This is a genomic window from Gilliamella sp. ESL0254 (genome assembly GCF_013344985.1).
GTDB lineage: Bacteria > Pseudomonadota > Gammaproteobacteria > Enterobacterales > Orbaceae > Gilliamella > Gilliamella bombicola.
Genome location: NZ_JAAEDU010000001.1, coordinates 1 through 20134, shown reverse-complemented (window position 1 = coordinate 20134; position 20134 = coordinate 1). Strand labels below are relative to the sequence as shown.

The window sequence follows — 20134 nt, the reverse complement described above, 5'->3', positions numbered from 1 at the left end:
CAAGCTAGATTTGTTAGATTGCACTTTTTGCTCATTAAAAAAACTTAAATAAAATCAATACCTTTACTGACCGCTTTTTGTGCATATTGTAACCGTTGTCGCTATTTTTGCACCTTGCTTATCAACAAGTATATAATAGCCCTTTCTAACTTGAGGCAATCTGCATGCAACTGGCGTTTTGTATTTATAAATATTTCCCTTTTGGTGGTTTGCAACGCGATTTTTTGCAAATTGCTAAGGCTTGTCAAGCTCGTGGTCACCATGTGCGGATTTATGTAATGGCGTGGCAAGGCGATAAGCCTACAGGCTTTGATGTAGTTTTGGTTCCCCAAAAAGGTTGGTCTAACCATAGCCGTAACCAATCTTATTACCATTGGGTGAAGGCACACTTACAAGCGAATCCGGTTGATTGTGTGGTTGGCTTTAATAAAATGCCCGGTCTTGATGTCTATTTTGCAGGGGATACCTGCTTTGCTGAAAAAGTATCGCATAAGGGCTTTTTTTATAAATTGTCTAAACGCTGTAAGCATTATTTGGCTTTTGAAGATGCGGTATTTAATCAACATAGCCAAACCAAGATTATGGTGTTAACTAAACAGCAGATTAGTGATTTTGAGCACTATTACCATACTGATCCGTCACGCTTTTACCTATTGCCACCCGGTATTGCGCAAGATCGCCAATACAATCATGAGTCGCTGGCTAAAGGTAAGCAATTTAGGCAAGCCAATCAAATTGATGAAGATCATTTTGTGGTTGTGCAAATTGGATCGGATTTTAAACGTAAAGGGGTGGATCGTTCGTTAACTGCCATTGCCGCTTTACCTGATGAATTAAAGCAAAAAGTCACTTTTTTAGTGGTAGGGCAAGACAAACCCGATGCTTATCAAAAACTAGCTGCAAAACTGGGCATTGGGCATCAAGTTCGTTTTTTTGCAGGACGTAATGATATCCCTGACTTTTTATTTGCAGCAAATTTGCTATTACACCCTGCAAGGCAAGAAGCTGCCGGTATGGTTTTGGTTGAAGGATTGGCCGCTGGTGTGCCGGTTATTGTATCGGGCATTTCAGGGTATGCTTATCATATACACGATGCCAACGCTGGGGGGATCCTTGCCGAGCCTTTTATACAAGAAGATCTCAATCACGCGGTGCAAAATGCCATAACCAATCACGATCAATTACTAACATGGCATAACAATGCGGTACACTATGGCCAGACGGCTGATTTATATCATTTAGCTCAGCGTGCCGCAGATATTATTTTAGGTTGTGATCATTATGAATGAGTTGAAGTTAAAATCCCCTTTTGATGCTTTGTGGAAAGATAAAGATCCGTTTGCGGAAGTTGAGTTAATCTCGGGTAAAGTTTATCGCGCGGTTAAGCAACGTAAGACGTTGAATTTTGAGCTCGATGGCGAATCTTATTTTATTAAAATTCACCGCGGTTCAACAATAAAAGAGATTGTGAAGAATCTTATTTCGCTACGTTTACCTGTTTTAGATGCTAAGCAAGAGTGGGATGCGATTGAGCGTTTGGAGCAAGTTGGCGTTAATACGATGGATGGGCGCGCATTTGGTCGTAAGGGATTAAATCCACTGACTCGTCATTCGTTTATTGTGACAAGAGATCTTAACCCGACTGTGAGTTTAGAAGATTTTACTAAATCATGGTTAACTAACCCACCTAGCTATCATATAAAGCGTTGTTTAGTTATTTATTTGGCAAAAATGGTCGCCCAAATGCACGCCGCTGGGGTTAATCATCGTGATTGTTATTTGTGTCACTTTTTGCTTGATATCCCACTTTTTGAAAATCATCAGCAAATAAAATTATCGGTGATTGATTTACACCGTGCTCAGGTTCGTAAAACGGTTCCTGTGCGTTGGCGTGATAAGGATTTAATTGGGCTTTATTTTTCAGCCATGAATATTGGGCTAACCAATCGCGATATTTGGCGATTTTTGAAAGTCTATTTTAATCAACCTTTAAAAACGATTTTGCGTAATGAAGCTAAGTTAATTGCTAGTACGCATCAAAAAGTTGAACGAATTCGTAAAAGGACAGAAAAGTATCATCTTTAAAGCATAAGGAGGTACCATGTTTATTGAGCAAATGGATATTTCAGGATTTAAAGGTATCAAATCGCTATCTTTAACCTTAAATCCAAGCGCTAGCGTGCTAATGGGTGAAAACCGTTGGGGTCGGTCGAGTTTGATTAGCGCTTTGCAATTGCTGTCACTTGATAATCAGTTTTATCAATTTGTGGATTCTGATTTTTATCACGATAAATACGATGTCTATGGCAATAAAATTGTGATTAAAATAACCTATTGTGAGTCTTATTTTAATGAACTTAACAATCCCATCTATCAACAACTATTGCCCGTTGCTTATACTGTTGATCAAGATAAACTGCGTCGAATCACTTACCTCATTACCGCCAATAAACAAGCCGATAAGATTATAACCCAACACTCTTTGGTAGATTTGCAACAAAGAACTTTCGCTTTTGCTGATCACAAGGCGTTAATTGCCCATTTAATTATGCTTAACCCTGTTATGGCACTAAAAAGCTCGATTAGTCTGCAGAATTTACCCATTACCAATCAGCCCTTATCAGAATACTATACTTTGCAACTTTGTGAGCAATTAAAAGCGTATTCGACACAATTGACACAAGATGAGTTACACCGCGGTTTGCAAGCTGCTAGAGCGCTTTTAGAGTATTATTTTGCCGATCAAGAGCACCGTTACCATTATAAGCATGTTGCCCAAAAAGGCTCACCACGTAGTGAAGATTGGAATTCGCTTGAGCGAATTAATAATGTGTTAGATGATCTTGATAACGACTATTTGCGAACCGCACTGTTAGGGATTTTGGGGTCGATCATTAATGCCAAAGGCCATAATACGCTTTCACAACACGCTGTGCCTATTTTGATTTTAGAAGAGCCAGAAAGTCAGTTACATCCGATTATTTTGTCGGTCGGCTTTCGATTGTTGAAGCATCTGCCAACACAAAAAATCATTACGTCTAATTCAAGTGATTTGGTTTCGTTATTTCCATTAGAGTGTCTGTACCGATTGATTCGTCTACCCGATAAAATTGTGCCCAAATATATCACGCCCCAATCTTTTGGGATTGATGATAGCCGGCGCATTTTGTTCCATATTTTTTACCGCCGTGCCAGTGCACTATTTGCCCGTTGTTGGCTGTTAGTCGAAGGAGAAACCGAAGTTTGGCTACTGCGTGAATTGGCTGAACAGAGCGGTTACCATTTAAGTTCTGAAGGCGTTCAGTTAATTGAGTTTGCGCAATGTGGTTTAAAACCGTTGATTAAATATGCTAATAAAATGGGCATTCATTGGTATGTGATAACCGATGGAGATATGGCTGGTAAGAAATATGCCGATACCGTAAAATCGCTATGTGGTGACGATAAAAATCCCGATGATTACTTAACCGTTTTACCAGCCCGAGATATTGAAAACTTTTTATTTAAACATGGTTTTAGTCATGTTTATAAACTCGCCGCTTATAATACAACACAGCATATTGATCTGCCTGTACATCAAATTATTCAAAAAGCGATTCATAAAAGTTCAAAACCTGATCTTGCTATTGCCATTTGTGATGATGCAAAATCACGTGGTATAAACGCTATACCGCGTTTGTTAACTGATACCTTTGCCAAAATTATTAAAGTATCTAAGGCGCTAGTTTAAGTCACTACCGTGTAAAAAATAGTTTAAGATTGATATCAAGAAGATAAACCATTCCGCTGGCATCATTTCAGCGGAATGGAATGTAGGTTAAATCTATTTGGTGATTCGTTTATATTTAGCGCGTTTTGGCTCTAATGCCTCAGCACCTAGTGTGCGTTTTTTCCACTCTTCGTACTCGGTAAAGTTACCTTCAAAAAATTCAACATGGCCTTCATCTTGATAATCCAAAATATGGGTGGCAATGCGATCTAAAAACCAACGGTCATGTGAAATCACTAAGGCACAGCCCGGAAACTCTAATAATGCATTTTCCAGTGCACGTAGCGTTTCGACATCTAAGTCATTGGTCGGTTCGTCAAGTAACAGAACATTACCGCCTACTTGCAATAATTTGGCTAAATGCACGCGTCCACGTTCACCGCCTGAAAGTTCACCTACACGTTTTTGCTGATCAACACCTTTAAAGTTAAAACGACCAACATAAGCACGGCTTGGAATTTCAAAATTACCAATACGCATAATATCTTGACCATTTGAGATCTCATCCCAAACGGTTTTTTTATCATCCATGTTATCGCGGAACTGATCAACCGAAGCTAACTGCACGGTTTCACCTAAAGTAATGGTACCTGAATCGGGTTGCTCTTTTCCCGATAGCATTCTAAATAGCGTGGATTTACCAGCCCCATTTGGACCAATAATGCCAACAATTGCCCCTTTAGGAATGCTAAAAGAGAGGTTATCAATCAACACACGATCGCCATACGATTTAGTTAGGTTATTGACCTCAATCACTTTATCACCCAAACGTTGCCCAGGCGGAATAAATAGTTCATTAGTTTCGTTACGTTTTTGGTAATCGTTGCTGTTGAGTTCTTCAAAACGGGCTAAACGGGCTTTGCTTTTTGCTTGGCGTCCTTTTGGATTTTGCCGTACCCACTCAAGTTCTTTTTCAATCGATTTACGACGTGCTGATTCGGTCGAAGCTTCTTGCGCTAAACGCTGATCTTTTTGTTCAAGCCAAGATGAGTAGTTCCCTTCCCAAGGAATGCCTTCACCACGGTCAAGTTCTAAAATCCAACCAGCTACGTTATCTAAAAAGTAGCGATCGTGGGTTACCGCAACAACGGTACCTTCGTAGTCATGTAAAAATCGTTCTAACCATGCAACCGATTCGGCATCTAAGTGGTTGGTTGGTTCGTCAATTAATAACATATCAGGTTTTTCCAGCAATAACTGACAAATAGCCACACGACGGCGTTCACCACCGGATAAGTTTTCAATTTTCGCATCCCAATCAGGTAAACGCAGTGCATCAGCAGCTCGTTCTAATTGGTTATCTAAATTATGCGCATCTTGTGCTTGAATAATGGCTTCTAGTTCAGCTTGTTCTTTGGCTAATTTGTCAAAATCGGCATCAGGATCAGCATAAGCGGCATATACTTCATCTAATCGAGCCAATGCTTGTTTAGCATCACCAACCGCTTGTTCAACAGCTTCGCGTACGGTTTGTTTAGGATCTAATTTCGGCTCTTGTGGTAAATAACCAATTTTAATGCCTGGCTGTGGGCGTGCTTCACCTTCAATTTCGGTATCAACCCCTGCCATAATTCGCAGTAAAGTGGATTTACCCGCTCCATTTAAACCAAGCACACCAATTTTGGCACCCGGAAAGAAGCTTAAAGAAATATCTTTTAAAATATAGCGTTTAGGAGGAACAATCTTCCCAACGCGATTCATGGTATAAACATATTGCGCCATAAAACATCATCCGTTTATTGGGTTAAAAATAGCAAAAGGCATTTGCTATATGACTAATGGCGTATATTGTAGCGATTCTGGAGATTGGGTCTAGGGTTATTTGTAATAATGTGAGTAATTTGGTTAAATGGTGTTAACGGTAGATTTATATAAAACCGTTCAAATTCACCCCATGTGCATATATAATCAACAATACCTTAAATTAGATTGTATTTATTATGCAAGAAATAGTCGTTGAGTATCATATCAATCATCAATATATACAAGATTCTTATTATGCATATCTTGGTTCTTTAGATGAAGAATTTACGCAAAAATTAAACAACTCAATTGCCAATAATATGCGAAATTTTGCCATCACTTTCGATAATGAAAAATGGGTAAAACAAAATAAAGATAAAAATGAATTCAGTACTTTTTATTACTCAGATTTATTTCAGGTACATCAAGCACAAAACGGTTTTGTTTTTTTTATCAATAAAACACATTTTGAATTTGTAAGCTACGATCTGTTTAAACCTGATGATCTAATTATGGTTAAACGTTATTTAGAGCCTTACTTTTCTAAAAATCAAGAAACACAAATAGCAGTAATTAAAAATTACGTACTGGACTATCACCGAATTTATACTTTGGCTCGTTATGTATTTCGTAAAACATCCTTATTTTTTATGATAGTAGCGTGTTTCTTTTTTCTTGGTAGTGTTTTATTTTTTTCAAAAAACTTTCTTGTATCTGGCTTGCTGTTTTTACTCTCATTTTTGTCAGTTATTTGTTCTAAAAATAGTACAAAAGAATTCGCAAAAAATAGTGTTAAAACATTAGATGATTCATTTCAAAATATGAGTTGTATTTTTTATGAAGATCGCATTGAATTCATACCTAAGAATATAATATTAACGTTTAATATAAAATATTCTCAATTTTATAAAATTGAAAAATTCAACAAAGGCTATTTGTTCTATATTCAAAAATATGCTTGTTATCTCTGTTTTAACGAAGACTTTACTCCAGAACAACAACAAGTACTAGAAGATAAACTCAAGCAATATCAAAATTATTATCAAAAATGATGTAAAGCCATTTTAAGGTATCCCACCTTTTACTAGGTGGGATAATTTGGAAACGTTATTTTTGTTTATAAAAACGTAAAAAGTTGCTCTTTCGATAAGCGTGATTTTGGTCGATGAGCGTTGCCGTCATTTTCGGCTCGATAGCCTAATGTGGCTACAATAACACTTTTAAGCCCTTTGCTTTTGAGCTCTAAAATCTCGTCCATTTTTTGGGCGTCATATCCTTCAATAGCCGTTGAATCAATACCTATTGCCGCTGCTGCAAAAAGCAGTTGCCCTAATGCGAGGTAAGCTTGTTTACTTTCCCAACATTGTTGCGATTCAATGGTTGTGCTATTAAGCTTTACAAAGTGCCGACGACCTTGATCTTGTGCTTGTTTAAGATCGGCTGAAGGGTATCGACCGTCTTTCTCTTCTTGATTAAGCAAGTTGACTAAATGGGCTTCATCTATTGGCGTTTTAATACAAAAGACAATAGTGTGCGAAGCACCAGTCACTCTTGGTTGATTAAATTCAAGTATAGCGGGTAAAATTTTATTTTTTGACGCATCACTATCAATAACATAAAAATGCCATGGTTGTGAGTTAACTGATGATGGGCTATTTCTTAAAACAGTTAATAATTGTTCAATCTTGTCGGCAGGAATTTTTTTGGTTGGATCATAATGTTTGGTTGTATAGCGTTTTTGAGAAATATCAACTATGTTCATTGTTATACCCTCGTGAGTTATTCTTTTCATTATTATAATTCGGTTTCATTATGTCTCAACTTATTATTTTAATAGATTTGTCAAATAGTGAAGCAATACTTAATTTAGTATTAGGTACTTTGTTTTAATAAAAATAGAATATATTAAGATTGGCTGCAAATAATCATTGACACCACTAATATCATTTGGTAAAAATATCATCAGTTTTAGTCTGTATTAATTACAATCAAAATAGAGATTTTTATGTTTGTTAACTATTTATCACTCGACCTCAGCCTCCTCCTCGCATCAACTTGCGCGGATAGCTTGTGTGTGGAGTAAAAGAAGTAGTTAAATAAAGACTCAACAAATTACAAGAACCCGCGCTAAAGTGCGGGTTTTTTGTTTTCTTAACTTGAAATACCGTGATAGCGCTAAAATATATAAAAAGGAAAAACAATGAGTGATCAAGTTATTATTTTTGATACAACGTTACGTGATGGCGAACAGGCATTGCAAGCAAGTTTAAGTGTTAAAGAAAAGTTACAAATAGCGCTTGCACTTGAGCGAATGCGAGTCGATGTGATGGAAGTTGGCTTTCCTGTATCATCACCCGGTGATTTTGAATCGGTACAAACGATTGCAAAAACAATTAAAGATAGCCGTGTTTGTGCCTTATCTCGTTGTGTTGATAAAGATATTGATGTTGCAGCCGAGGCATTAAAAGTTGCCGATCAATTTCGAATTCATACTTTTATGGCAACATCAACCTTACATGTTAAAGATAAATTAAAAATGACATTTGATGATGTCATTGAACGGGCTGTGCACTGTATCAAACGTGCACGTAATTATACTAATGATGTGGAGTTTTCTTGTGAAGATGCAGGTCGTACCCCAATTGATAACTTATGTCGGATCGTTGAAGCAGCAATTAAAGCCGGGGCAAGAACGATCAATATTCCGGATACTGTCGGTTATACTGTCCCTTATCAATTTGGTGGCATTATTCATACCTTATTTGAACGTGTCCCGAACATTGATCAAGCGGTTATCTCTGTGCATTGCCATGATGACTTGGGCATGTCGGTGGCTAACTCGATTAGCGCGGTTCAAGAAGGCGCTCGGCAAATTGAAGGGGCGATGAATGGTTTAGGCGAACGTGCAGGTAATACCGCTCTTGAAGAAGTGATTATGGCAATCAAAGTTCGCCAAAATATTTTAAATGTTCATACCAATATCAATCATCAAGAGATTTATCGTACCAGCCAAATTGTCAGCCAAATTACTAACATGCCAATTCCGGGCAATAAAGCAATTATTGGTAGTAATGCTTTTGCTCACTCGTCAGGAATTCATCAAGATGGGGTTTTAAAAAATCGTGAAACTTACGAGATTATGACCCCTGAATCAATCGGCTTAAATCAAATTCAATTAAATTTAACCTCTCGCTCTGGACGCGCCGCGGTAAAACATCGTTTAGAAGAGCTAGGGTATCACGATAAAGATTATAACTTAGATCAAGTCTATGAGGCGTTTTTAGAACTAGCTGATAAAAAAGGCCAAGTGTTTGATTATGATTTAGAAGCATTAATCTTCATCAACCAATTGAAAGACGAAAAAGAGCATTATGTTTTGGATTATTTTAATGTTCAGTCGGGTTCAACAGTGGTTTCAACTGCTTCAGTCAGTTTATTAATTGGCGATAAAAAGTATTCCGATGCAGCAACAGGTAATGGTCCGGTCGATGCGGTTTACCAAGCCATAAATCGGATTACTGGCGAACCGATTTCGATTGTCAAATACCAATTAGCTTCTAAAGGACAAGGTGAAAACGCGTTAGGGCAAGTGGATATTGTTGCCGAATATAAGGGGCGTAAGTTCCATGGTGTTGGGCTTGCAACCGATATTGTTCACTCATCGGCGTTAGCTTTAATTAATGTATTAAATAATGTGTATAGAGCAAATCAAGTTGCCCAAGAAAAACAAAAATTACACCAAGATTAAAAAATTATTTGTTTTGCTCGTTTAACAGCAAAATAAGAAGATTAAATGAGATTATAAAGGAATAAAAAATGTCACAAAACTACCATATTGCAGTACTGCCCGGCGATGGCATTGGCCCTGAAGTGATGAAACAAGCCTATAAAGTATTGGATGTTATCCGCCAAAAATATCAACTTTCTATTACTACTAGCGAATATGATGTCGGTGGTGCAGCAATTGATATTCACGGTTGTCCATTACCTAATGAAACCCTTGAGGGTTGTGAAAAAGCGGATGCCATTTTATTTGGTTCAGTGGGCGGACCAAAATGGACTAACTTACCACCCGACCAACAACCTGAACGCGGTGCGTTATTGCCACTACGCAAACATTTCAAATTATTTGCTAATATGCGCCCTGCTCGCTTATATCAAGGATTAGAAGATCTTTGCCCACTACGCGCCGATATTGCCGAGCGTGGTTTTGATATTTTATGTATGCGCGAATTAACTGGCGGTATCTATTTTGGTCTACCAAAAGGACGAGAAGGAAGTGGTGCGCAAGAAAAGGCTTTTGATACTGAAGTGTATCACCGTTTTGAAATCGAACGCATCGCCAAAATGGGCTTTGAAGCCGCGCGTTTACGCCGTAAGAAAGTGACATCAATTGATAAAGCTAATGTATTACAAACCTCAATTTTATGGCGTGAAGTGGTGAGTGAAGTTGCTAAAAACTATCCAGATGTTGCTCTTGAACATATGTATATCGATAATGCTACTATGCAATTAGTTAAAGATCCTTCACAGTTTGACGTAATTTTATGTTCAAATTTATTTGGTGATATCTTGTCTGATGAATGCGCTATGATAACGGGCTCTATGGGTATGTTACCTTCTGCCAGCCTTAACGAACAAGGTTTTGGATTATACGAACCTGCAGGTGGTAGTGCGCCAGATATTGCTGGTAAAAACATTGCCAATCCAGCAGCACAAATTCTATCTTTAGCATTGCTAGTCCGTTATAGCTTAAAAAGAGATGATATTGCCTCAGCTATTGAAACAGCCGTAAATAAAGCATTAGAGCAAGGCTATCGTACTATTGATCTAGCCCAAAAAGAACAGCCTGTATCGACCGATGAAATGGGTGATATTATTTGTAAGTTGATTTAACCGCATGGTTTGATTACAACCGTAAATAAAATAATGCGATAAACTAATTCGTTAGTACTTGTTGTAAAAATAATAAGGAATATGCAATGTCAAAAACACTGTATCAAAAATTATATGATGCACATGTCGTTTATGAAGCACCAAACGAAACACCTATTTTATATATTGATCGTCATTTAGTGCATGAAGTCACCTCTCCACAAGCATTTGATGGTTTGCGAGCAATGAATCGTAAAGTGCGTCAGCCTCATAAAACTTTTGCGACCATGGATCATAATACTTCAACCAAAAGTAATGATTTAAATGCTTGCAGCGAAATGGCTCGCATTCAATTAACTGAACTGGCAAAAAACGCCAAGGAGTTTGGTGTTTCGTTATATGATTTACAAAGCCCATTACGTGGTATTGTCCATGTGGTCGGTCCTGAACAAGGTATGACTTTACCCGGTATGACTATTGTGTGTGGTGATTCACATACCGCAACTCATGGCGCATTTGGCGCACTCGCATTTGGGATTGGCACATCTGAAGTTGAGCATGTGCTAGCCACTCAAACCTTAAAACAAGGTCGAGCTAAAACCATGAAAATCGAGGTCAAAGGTCAAGTAGCTGAAGGAATCACTGCCAAAGATATTATATTAGCGATTATTGGTAAAACCACCAGTGCTGGTGGTACTGGGCATGTGGTTGAATTTTGTGGTGATGCCATTAAGTCATTATCAATGGAAGGACGTATGACATTATGCAATATGGCAATCGAGATGGGGGCTAAAGCTGGTATTATTGCGCCAGATGAAGTGACTTTTGAGTACTTAAAAGGTCGTCAATTTTCGCCAAAGGGTGAAGATTTTGAAAAAGCTGTTGCCTATTGGAAAACCCTAAAAACCGATGACGGTGCGCAGTTTGATACCGTAGTCACACTTGAAGGTAAAGATATTGCACCTCAAGTCACTTGGGGAACAAATCCGGGTCAAGTCACATCCATTGATGCAACAGTACCCAATCCTGATGGTTTTACAGATCCTATCGAGAAGCATTCCGCTGAACGCGCATTAACTTATATGGGATTAACCGCTGGCACCAAAATGACAGATATTAAAATCAATAAAGTATTTATTGGCTCATGTACAAATTCGCGAATTGAAGATTTACGCGCAGCAGCGCAAATTGCTAAGGGTCGTAAAGTGGCAGAAGGTGTACAAGCATTAGTCGTGCCTGGCTCAGGTCCTGTTAAAGAACAAGCCGAAGCCGAAGGATTAGATAAAATTTTTCTCGACGCTGGTTTTGAATGGCGGTTACCGGGCTGTTCAATGTGCCTTGCAATGAATGACGATAAATTAGCACCTGGGGATCGCTGCGCATCAACCAGTAATCGTAATTTTGAAGGCCGCCAAGGGCGGGATGCCAGAACCCATTTAGTCAGCCCTGCTATGGCTGCTGCAGCGGCTATTACTGGTCATTTTACTGATATTCGCAAACCGTTTTAAGGAGACTTGTCATGGCTAAATTTACAAAACATACCGGATTAGTTGTTCCTTTGGATGCGGCTAATGTTGATACAGATGCAATCATTCCAAAACAGTTTTTACAGAAAGTAACACGTACTGGATTTGGTAAACATGCCTTTCATGAATGGCGCTTTTTAGATGATGCTGGCGAGCAGCCTAATCCTGAATTTGTCTTGAATAAACCCCGCTATAAAGGTGCCAGCATTTTATTAGCACGTGAAAATTTTGGATGCGGTTCTTCTCGTGAACATGCCCCTTGGGCATTAGCTGATTATGGCTTTAAGACTATTATTGGTTCAAGCTTTGCCGATATCTTTTACAATAACTCATTTAACAATCAGTTATTATTGGTTAATTTATCCGAAGAAGATGTCGATGAGCTATTTAAAATTGTTGAAGCCAATGAAGGCATTGAGTTTACCATTGATTTAGTCAATGAAGTTGTTATTGCTGGCGACAAGCAATATACATTTAAAATCGATGCTTTTAAACGTCATTGCTTGTTAAATGGGTTAGATAATATTGGCTTGACCTTACAACATGAAGAAGCAATTAGCGACTTTGAACAAAAAATCCCTTCATTTTTAGCTTAACTTTAACTTTTGGGCGCTTATTTGCGCCCAATAATGAGAATTAACAATGGCAACACATCATGACAATGTTAAACAGCAGTTTGGCGAACAAGCCAATGCTTATTTAACCAGTAAAGTACATGCTCAAGGGCCTGATCTTGAATATTTATCTAACCTACTTATACCTCATTCCGAAGCAAGTCTACTTGATATGGGATGTGGCGCAGGTCATGTCAGTTTTATTGCAGCAAAATATGTTAAACATGTTACAGCCTATGATCTTTCAAATGAAATGTTATCGGTTGTAGCGCAAACAGCGAAAGAGCGCGGTTTACAAAATATAACCGTTAAGCAAGGTTATGCTGAATATCCACCTTTTGCTGATAATCAATTTGATATTGTTGTCAGCCGTTACTCAGCACATCACTGGCATGATGTGGGCAAAAGTATTCGACAGCTTCATCGCATAACCAAAGCTGGTGGTAAATTAATTATTATGGATGTTGTTTCACCTGGTCATCCTGTACTAGATATTTGGCTACAAACTGTTGAAGCTTTGCGTGATACATCACACGTTCGCGACTATACCCCCGGTGAGTGGTTAACCTTTTTAACTGAAGCAGGTTTCGTCATTAACAATATAGCCCGCCATCGTTTAACTCTCTCTTTTGATACATGGGTTAAACGAATGCGTACCCCTGAACCGTTAATTGAGGCAATACGAATTTACCAAGAAACGGCAGCTGACGATACAAAAAGTTATTTTGAACTTCAAGCTGATGGTTCTTTTACTACGGATATGATGATTATTGAAACTGAAAAAGTCATTTAAAATAATCCGTTGCCGTAAACAGCTTTAAATTTAAAGCTGTTTACGTTGGCTTGATGAAGGAATTGATAAGGCTTCACGGTACTTTGCTACGGTTCGACGAGCAATAATTATACCTTGCTCTTCAAGCATTGCGGCCAATTTACTATCACTTAACGGTTTTTTACTATCTTCTGCTAATATATATTTTTTAATTAAAGCACGAATAGCCGTCGATGAGGCTTCACCACCTGATTCCGTGTTTACATGGCTAGAAAAAAAGAATTTTAACTCAAATATTCCTGTAGGGCATTGTAAATATTTCTGTGTTGTCACACGTGAAATCGTTGATTCGTGCATGTCTATTGCCATTGCAACATCAGACAAAATCATTGGTTTCATGTATTCAGTGCCGTGTTCAAAAAATGCTTGCTGATGTTCAACAATAAATTGACTTACTTTAAGTAATGTTTCATTACGATTTTCAATACTTTTAATAAACCAATTCGCATTTTGCATATGTGATCGGATATACTGGCTATCACTTTCATTTGCTATCTTTTCCATTGCAGCATATTGCTGATTAATGCGTAAGCGTGGCATAGTGTCATTATTCAAATCGACCATCCAGTTTCCATTCACTTTTTTTACTAAAACATCAGGGATCACATAATCTGGCGATGTAGTATTGATTGAATCACCTGGGTATGGCTGTAGATGTTGAATAAAATTGACGGCTTCTTTTAACTGCTCATCGCTAGCATTTAATACTTTTTTTAATGTTCTATAATCTCGATTCGCTAATAAATCTAAGTAGTTGTCAATAATTGGTTTAACTAGTAGTGGATAGGTTAAATATTGAATTTGGATAGACAAACACTCTTGTAACGATCTGGCACCAACGCCTATTGGATCAAAATGCCAAATACGCTTTAAAACAGTTTCAACTTCGTTCAGTTCAATTTCATCATTACCCAGCCCTTCGAGTATTTCTTCTGTGGTAACCGTTAAATAGCCCCGATCATCAATAGCTTCAATAATCGAAATGGCTATTGCCCTATCAGTATCACTAAATGGAGTGAGTTCAAGCTGCCATTCTAAATAATCATGTAGTGTTTCGTGAGTTTCACCTTGGTAAATCGGTAACTCATCATGACGGTAATCTGAATTCGTTCCTGATGGGGTTCCTGCGGTATAGATATCATCTAACGATGCATCTAATGGAATATCGTCGGGGATCTCTCGGCTATCTAAAGCTTCACGCGTATCAATATGTTCAATTTCATCGCTTTGGTCAACGTTAATTTCGTCATATTGATCAGCAACTTCAAGCAATGGATTATTTTCTAAAGCAGTTTGAATCTCTTGTTGGAGCTCTAAAGTTGACAACTGTAGTAATCGAATCGCCAATTGTAATTGTGGCGTCATAGATAATTGTTGAGATACTTTCAGTTGTAAACTAGGTTTTATCATAGCCTGAACTCGTTTCCTAAGTAAACGCGTTTTACATATTCGTTACTTAAAATATCATTAGGCGAACCTTCAGCAATTAAATGACCTTTATTAACAATATAAGCACGCTCACAAACATCTAACGTTTCACGCACATTATGATCTGTTATTAATACACCTAAGCCCCGATCACGTAGATGTTTAATGATACCTTTGATATCAATAACCGAAATCGGATCGACACCAGCAAAAGGCTCATCAAGCAAAATAAATTTAGGATTAGCCGCTAATGCGCGAGCAATTTCAACTCGTCGTCTTTCACCACCTGATAAAGATTGCCCTATACTGTCACGAATATGCGTAATATGGAACTCTTCAAGTAATTCTTCGGCACGGTCAATTTTTTCATTTTTATCAATATCTTTGCGCGTTTCTAAAATTGCCATAATGTTATCAATTACAGACAATTTTCTGAAAATAGAAGCCTCTTGCGGTAAGTAGCCGATGCCTTTTTGTGCTCGCTCGTGTAAAGGTAAAATGCTAATATCATGATCATCAAGATAAATTTTACCCGCATTTAAGGTCACAATACCAACCACCATATAAAAAGTGGTGGTTTTACCTGCACCATTAGGCCCCAATAATCCAACGATTTCGCCTGAATTAACGGTTAAACTGACATCTTCAACAACACGTCGTTTTTTGTATACTTTAGCTAGATTTTCCGCTTTTAAAATTGACATTTTATTTGCTCATCTCTTTAACTTGGTTTGGGATGATAGTGCTTTTTACTCGCCCATTTTTACCCGGCTGTGCAAATATTTGCTGTTTTTTGACGTCGTAAGTAATCTGATCACTAATAATATGATTATCTTGCTGAAATAATTCTGCATTACCTTGTAAAACAATATTATTTTGTTTGACATTGTAAATCACTTGTGAAGAGTGTCCTGTGACAACCTTATTGTTTTTTGGTAAAATTTGTTTGTAATTCACTGGATTACCATAAGCTGTAATTTTTTGTTTTTCTGTATCTTGCATTTCAGTGATAACCACTTTATCCGCTTTTATGGTTAATCCTTCTTGAACAATGACCACATTGCCAATAAATGTAATAGTATTATTTTCAATATCAATTTGTTGATTATCAGCATCAATTGCAATGGGTTTATTATCGGCAAATATCTTTGGACTTTCTGATTGCGTAGTCGGCTCATTTGCAAAACTACTTAAAGAGATAGGTAGTAATAAAATGAATGAACAAACAATTTTTTTTAGCGAACTCATGTTTTATTTTGCCTCAGTGTTATAATATGTTTTTACATTTTCAAGTATGTTAGCCGTTTTGGCACGCAAATCCCCTGCTAAACCAATACCGGTTGAATAAAACCCCACCCCATTAATGATGACTGGATCTTTTGATGTAACTAACTGTGAAGTTAAATCTACTACTGCATTATCTGTTTTTACTTGTTTTAATTGAGCTTCTTGAGTCAAATTATCTAACTGTACATCATGATAAAGGTACAAAAATTTATTACTCGTTAACGTCGCTTTCTTTGCTTTAATATGCCATGTAGCTACATTCTGTTGATCATAAATGGTGAAATTAGGCAAATCAAATTCAGTATTATCTGAATCATCATAATGCCTAACATGACTCGACTCAATTTTATACACAAGTTCACCTGATAAGTCGTAAATATCTGTCAACATCTCATCACTTTGATAAATCGGTTTATCTGATATATCTTGGGTAGATTGGCTTGCAACCCCATCTCCTTTTTGATAATTGTAATAAACACCGATAACAGCAATAAGAAGTAAAAGGCAGATCAGATTTTTTTTATTCATAACATACGTTAATCACGTTAATAAGAAATTATTATTTCGAATGTTCAAAATTTTATATATTTTACTTTATTTTTCGTTAAATTAATATCGAACATTAAAAGAAGTTAAATCGTTTTGTGGCAATAATTCATAAATTTTTACATGCGAAATACGTGACGAAGCAGGTCCGCCATTTTCAATCCATTGTGTTAATTTTGCTATTTGTAAACTATTACCTTGAGCAATAATTTCAACCTCGCCGTTATCTAAGTTCCGGACATATCCAACCAAACCAAGCTGTTGCGCTTGCTGATATGTAAAAAAACGAAATCCAACACCTTGCACTCGTCCTTTCACATTTATTTTAACTTTCTTAATCATCCTACAATCCCTCCGCTATTATTAACTCAAACATAGTTATCGTAATGATGAATAGGATTATACAAATTGTCAGCAGAAAATAATCATTCATGATCATAAGTCACTAACTTATACAAAAATAGATGTTATTGTACTCATAATTACTACACTAGTACGTTTAATATAAAATAACGTAATAATATTACTATTAAGTTGTTATTATTTAGATTTTTTTTATTTTGTTTTTTTAATAAAATAACAATTAGAATTAATAATAGATTATAAAAACAATGGAAATAAAAAATGCTATTAAACTATAAAAAAAGTCTGTTCTTATTTTTGCTATTATCAATATTAAGCTACTATATACTTTATTCGTGTGCTTTTGCCAATGTTGAAATTAATAACCCCCAAATTGGTAAAGTCGTTGACGAATTTAATGGTGTGAAAGTCTATTATAACGGTAGCATCAATAATGTAAGTGGAAGAAATATTGCTAAAGACGGCTATAACTTAGGTTTGAAATATCAATGTGTTGAATTTATTAAACGCTATTATTATCAACGCTTTAATCACAAAATGCCTAATAGCTATGGGCATGCAAAAGATTTCTTTGATCCATTAGTTGCTGATGGCAAAATTAATCGACAACGCAATTTATTACAATTCCACAATGGCTCACCTACTAAACCGCAGGTGGATGATATTGTTGTCCTTAATTGGTCTAGCTATGGGCATGTAGCTATTATCAGTAAAGTAACTGATACCGAAATCGAAATAGTGCAACAAAACCCAGGACCTAATGCAAGCAGTCGAGCAACGTTTCCTTTAATGTTTAAAAATGGAATATGGACAATAAAGATTGCTGGCGCTTTAGGTTATTTGCGTAAAAATAAATAATCGTTCGAATAAATCAAGTTATAAAAAAGATAAACGACATATTTATTTACAACAAAAAGAACAATCCATAGCTTTAATAAATACTAATCAACAAACCATTCATTTTTCTGCTTAGACACTATTTTTATTGTCTCTAAAATAGCCGATAAATGTTCATGTTGAGCTATAGCAGCAAGCTCAGGATCATGATTTTTTAAAGCTATCAGAATTTTTTCGTGTTGTTTAACAAGATCCTCTGGCGGAGAAATCTGTTCTAATGAAAGAAATCTGACTCTATCCATCATTGCTTTAATGTTCTCGACACTTTCCCAAGCCATTTGGCAGTCTATCACATTCATTAAAATTTGATGAAATTCATCATCTTTTTCAAGAAAATAATGAATATTCTTTTGTTTATTCGCTTCTTTTTGTTCATTAAGATTTTTTTGTAATAGTAAAATATCAGAATCTTTAATTTTTATCGCAGCTTGTTTTATAATTGCACATTCAACTGCATCGCGAATAAATTGCCCATCCATCACTTTTTTAATCGATATTTTTGTGACAAATGTTCCTCGTTGAGGAAGAATTTGCACTAGTCCCGCTTCGGCTAATTTAATGAACGCTTCTCTAACCGGTTGCCTTGAAACACTAAATTGACTAGAAATCTCTTTTTCTGACAGTAAAACACCAGGCAATACTTGACAAGTAATAATCGCTTTTCTTAATTTACGGTAAATTTGTTGATTAACGGGTTCTGAAATATTTAAGACAGCAGATTTAAACATATATCATTCTTATGGTAAGGAACAAAATAAGGAAGAATAGTAGGATATTTTTAGGTATAAGAAAAGTTTTTTTGATTAGAATGGCAACACATTTTCAAACAAAAAATTAAGGGATAAGTGTTTTTTAAATTTAACAGGAGGCAAATATCCTAACAAAAAATGTAATCGTTTATGATTATACCAATAGGAATAAGCCGAAAAAGCGAGTTTTAACTCAGCCATTGAGTTAAAACGTTGGCTTTTTTTACAAATTTCGTCTTAATTGTTTTAAATGTCGCTTCCGCTACCCTTTGTCATTAGGTTAAATCCGCAACAACAATTTGTTCTTTATCACCTACATCAAATTGTCGTTGCAGGTGATTTTTGTCGATTTTTGATTGATACGCTGGTTATCACGCAGTTTATCTAAACAAACATTTATCTAACAAACAAAGACAGTAGAATTTTTGTTAAAAAGTTTCAGGATTGCACTACGTTTATGTATAAAAACAATAAAAATAAAATAGATATTAATGGGTAAATATTCTCTAGTTTGCTGTTTTGTTTCATTTTTAAGTAAAGATAACCCTTTAGTATCAACGTGTAGCATTTCACCCGGATAGGTTTTGTTATAGCGTTTAGCCAAATTGGTGACCGTTATTTTTTCTTTATGATATAAGCGCCATATCTCTTGTCTGTGATAAGGCGTTAATTTTGTTTTTTATGTATATTCATTACAGTCGTTTCTCAAATTACTGTAAACAACGCGAGGAATTTCTACAATTTGTTTGGAAGGTAATGCGACAGTTGTTAATGGTGGAAAGCTAACTTCACTAAATTCATTATTATTTCCATTTTTTCTTTTTTAAATACTCTTTTGGGCTTTCTAACCAGGATATTGGAAAAAGACTATAAACAATTAGAAATATAAATGCTGATAATAAAAGAGGACCATAATCTTGATTAGAACGTACTATAATTTTAAGTTCACTTACAATTATAATTTGGATACCCAGAGCAATATAATTGAAAACCAACATAATGCGCCTTTGCCATTTCAACTTTTTATTATATTGATAATCACTTATTGTATATTTTCTAAAGCGATAGGTAATAATAATAGGCAAAATAGAGAAAAAGTAATACGCAATGTATATCAATATAATCATCTGTGTTATTTCTCTAGTTGTTAATGGTGGAAAGCTAACTTCACTAAATTCATTATTATTTCCATTTTTTCTTTTTTAAATACTCTTTTGGGCTTTCTAACCAGGATATTGTAAAAAAATTATAAATAATTAAAAATATACATGCTGATAATAAAAGAGGACCATAATCTTGATTAGAACGAACGATACGTTCGAGTTCACATGCAATTATAATTTGAACAGCTGCAGCAACATAATTAAAAACCAACATGATGCGCCTTTGCCATTTCAACTTTTTATTATATTGATAATCACTTATTGTATATTTTCTAAAGCGATAGGTAATAATAATAGGCAAAATAGAGAAAAAGTAATACGCAATGTATATCAATATAATCA

At 36.1% G+C, this 20134-nt stretch carries 20 protein-coding genes; 10 read left to right on the top strand and 10 right to left on the bottom strand.

From position 1 onward, the window contains the following. Window positions 1–164: 164 nt before the first annotated feature. The 3 genes from GYX25_RS00100 to GYX25_RS00090 are packed head-to-tail and all read left to right on the top strand — an operon-like array spanning window position 165 to window position 3730. Window positions 165–1289, top strand: coding sequence for a glycosyltransferase family 4 protein (locus tag GYX25_RS00100; protein WP_174786406.1), 1125 nt, complete (start codon window positions 165–167; stop codon window positions 1287–1289). Beyond that, window positions 1282–2085 (top strand): lipopolysaccharide core heptose(I) kinase RfaP, encoded by an 804-nt coding sequence (rfaP, locus tag GYX25_RS00095; RefSeq protein ID WP_174786405.1) that lies wholly within the window; start codon window positions 1282–1284, stop codon window positions 2083–2085. The genes GYX25_RS00100 and rfaP overlap by 8 nt, the downstream gene beginning before the upstream one ends. Window positions 2086–2101: 16 nt before the next feature. Further along, a complete protein-coding gene (locus GYX25_RS00090) occupies window positions 2102–3730 on the top strand; it encodes a DUF2813 domain-containing protein (protein WP_174786404.1) in 1629 nt (542 codons plus the stop codon). Window positions 3731–3823: 93 nt separating this feature from the next. Here the strand turns inward: GYX25_RS00090 and ettA are convergent, their stop codons facing one another. Further along, entirely contained in the window at window positions 3824–5491 is a 1668-nt protein-coding gene (ettA, locus tag GYX25_RS00085) for an energy-dependent translational throttle protein EttA (RefSeq protein WP_091349143.1), read from the bottom strand. Window positions 5492–5709: 218 nt separating this feature from the next. Between ettA and GYX25_RS00080 the strand changes: the two genes are divergently transcribed. Then, window positions 5710–6564 (top strand): YcxB family protein, encoded by an 855-nt coding sequence (locus tag GYX25_RS00080; protein ID WP_174786403.1) that lies wholly within the window; start codon window positions 5710–5712, stop codon window positions 6562–6564. Between the two features lie 65 nt (window positions 6565–6629). Here the strand turns inward: GYX25_RS00080 and nfsB are convergent, their stop codons facing one another. After that, window positions 6630–7274: an oxygen-insensitive NAD(P)H nitroreductase gene (gene nfsB, locus GYX25_RS00075; protein WP_091349136.1), complete on the bottom strand. Its 645-nt coding sequence runs from the start codon at window positions 7272–7274 to the stop codon at window positions 6630–6632. 438 nt (window positions 7275–7712) lie between these two features. On the opposite strand from nfsB, the gene leuA reads away from it, so the two are divergent. From leuA to GYX25_RS00050, 5 genes are all read left to right on the top strand, one after another. Further along, window positions 7713–9260: a 2-isopropylmalate synthase gene (gene leuA, locus GYX25_RS00070; protein WP_091349132.1), complete on the top strand. Its 1548-nt coding sequence runs from the start codon at window positions 7713–7715 to the stop codon at window positions 9258–9260. Window positions 9261–9328: 68 nt separating this feature from the next. Continuing rightward, window positions 9329–10408, top strand: coding sequence for a 3-isopropylmalate dehydrogenase (gene leuB, locus GYX25_RS00065; protein ID WP_091349129.1), 1080 nt, complete (start codon window positions 9329–9331; stop codon window positions 10406–10408). An 86-nt stretch (window positions 10409–10494) separates the two neighbouring features. After that, window positions 10495–11895 (top strand): 3-isopropylmalate dehydratase large subunit, encoded by a 1401-nt coding sequence (gene leuC, locus GYX25_RS00060; RefSeq protein WP_174786402.1) that lies wholly within the window; start codon window positions 10495–10497, stop codon window positions 11893–11895. Window positions 11896–11906: 11 nt separating this feature from the next. Continuing rightward, window positions 11907–12509, top strand: a complete 603-nt coding sequence (leuD, locus tag GYX25_RS00055; protein WP_085247307.1) for a 3-isopropylmalate dehydratase small subunit — start codon at window positions 11907–11909, stop codon at window positions 12507–12509. Window positions 12510–12555: 46 nt separating this feature from the next. After that, a complete protein-coding gene (locus GYX25_RS00050) occupies window positions 12556–13320 on the top strand; it encodes a class I SAM-dependent methyltransferase (RefSeq protein WP_174786401.1) in 765 nt (254 codons plus the stop codon). A 30-nt stretch (window positions 13321–13350) separates the two neighbouring features. Here GYX25_RS00050 and GYX25_RS00045 read toward each other — a convergent pair whose 3' ends face one another. The 5 genes from GYX25_RS00045 to yccX all read right to left on the bottom strand — a co-directional run bounded on the left by GYX25_RS00045 (window position 13351) and on the right by yccX (window position 16962). Next, entirely contained in the window at window positions 13351–14766 is a 1416-nt protein-coding gene (locus GYX25_RS00045) for an RNA polymerase factor sigma-54 (RefSeq protein ID WP_091349175.1), read from the bottom strand. Beyond that, entirely contained in the window at window positions 14766–15491 is a 726-nt protein-coding gene (gene lptB / locus GYX25_RS00040; protein ID WP_091349119.1) for an LPS export ABC transporter ATP-binding protein, read from the bottom strand. The genes GYX25_RS00045 and lptB overlap by 1 nt, the downstream gene beginning before the upstream one ends. A 1-nt stretch (window position 15492) precedes the next feature. Beyond that, window positions 15493–16035, bottom strand: coding sequence for a lipopolysaccharide transport periplasmic protein LptA (gene lptA / locus GYX25_RS00035; protein ID WP_091349115.1), 543 nt, complete (start codon window positions 16033–16035; stop codon window positions 15493–15495). A gap of 3 nt (window positions 16036–16038) precedes the next feature. Continuing rightward, window positions 16039–16602: an LPS export ABC transporter periplasmic protein LptC gene (lptC, locus tag GYX25_RS00030; protein WP_091349112.1), complete on the bottom strand. Its 564-nt coding sequence runs from the start codon at window positions 16600–16602 to the stop codon at window positions 16039–16041. An 81-nt stretch (window positions 16603–16683) separates the two neighbouring features. Then, complete coding sequence (yccX, locus tag GYX25_RS00025) at window positions 16684–16962, bottom strand: acylphosphatase (protein ID WP_174786400.1); 279 nt, start codon at window positions 16960–16962, stop codon at window positions 16684–16686. Window positions 16963–17244: 282 nt separating this feature from the next. Between yccX and GYX25_RS00020 the strand changes: the two genes are divergently transcribed. Next, entirely contained in the window at window positions 17245–17841 is a 597-nt protein-coding gene (locus GYX25_RS00020; RefSeq protein WP_091349107.1) for a CHAP domain-containing protein, read from the top strand. A gap of 83 nt (window positions 17842–17924) precedes the next feature. Here GYX25_RS00020 and GYX25_RS00015 read toward each other — a convergent pair whose 3' ends face one another. From GYX25_RS00015 to GYX25_RS11105, 3 genes are all read right to left on the bottom strand, one after another. Next, on the bottom strand, window positions 17925–18608 hold the full coding sequence (locus GYX25_RS00015; protein WP_091349104.1) for a GntR family transcriptional regulator: 684 nt from the start codon (window positions 18606–18608) through the stop codon (window positions 17925–17927). A 75-nt stretch (window positions 18609–18683) separates the two neighbouring features. After that, complete coding sequence (locus GYX25_RS11330) at window positions 18684–18860, bottom strand: IS3 family transposase (RefSeq protein WP_425337792.1); 177 nt, start codon at window positions 18858–18860, stop codon at window positions 18684–18686. Window positions 18861–19811: 951 nt separating this feature from the next. Next, window positions 19812–20134 (bottom strand): hypothetical protein (locus tag GYX25_RS11105; RefSeq protein WP_238785918.1); only part of this gene is annotated, 323 nt, incomplete at its 5' end.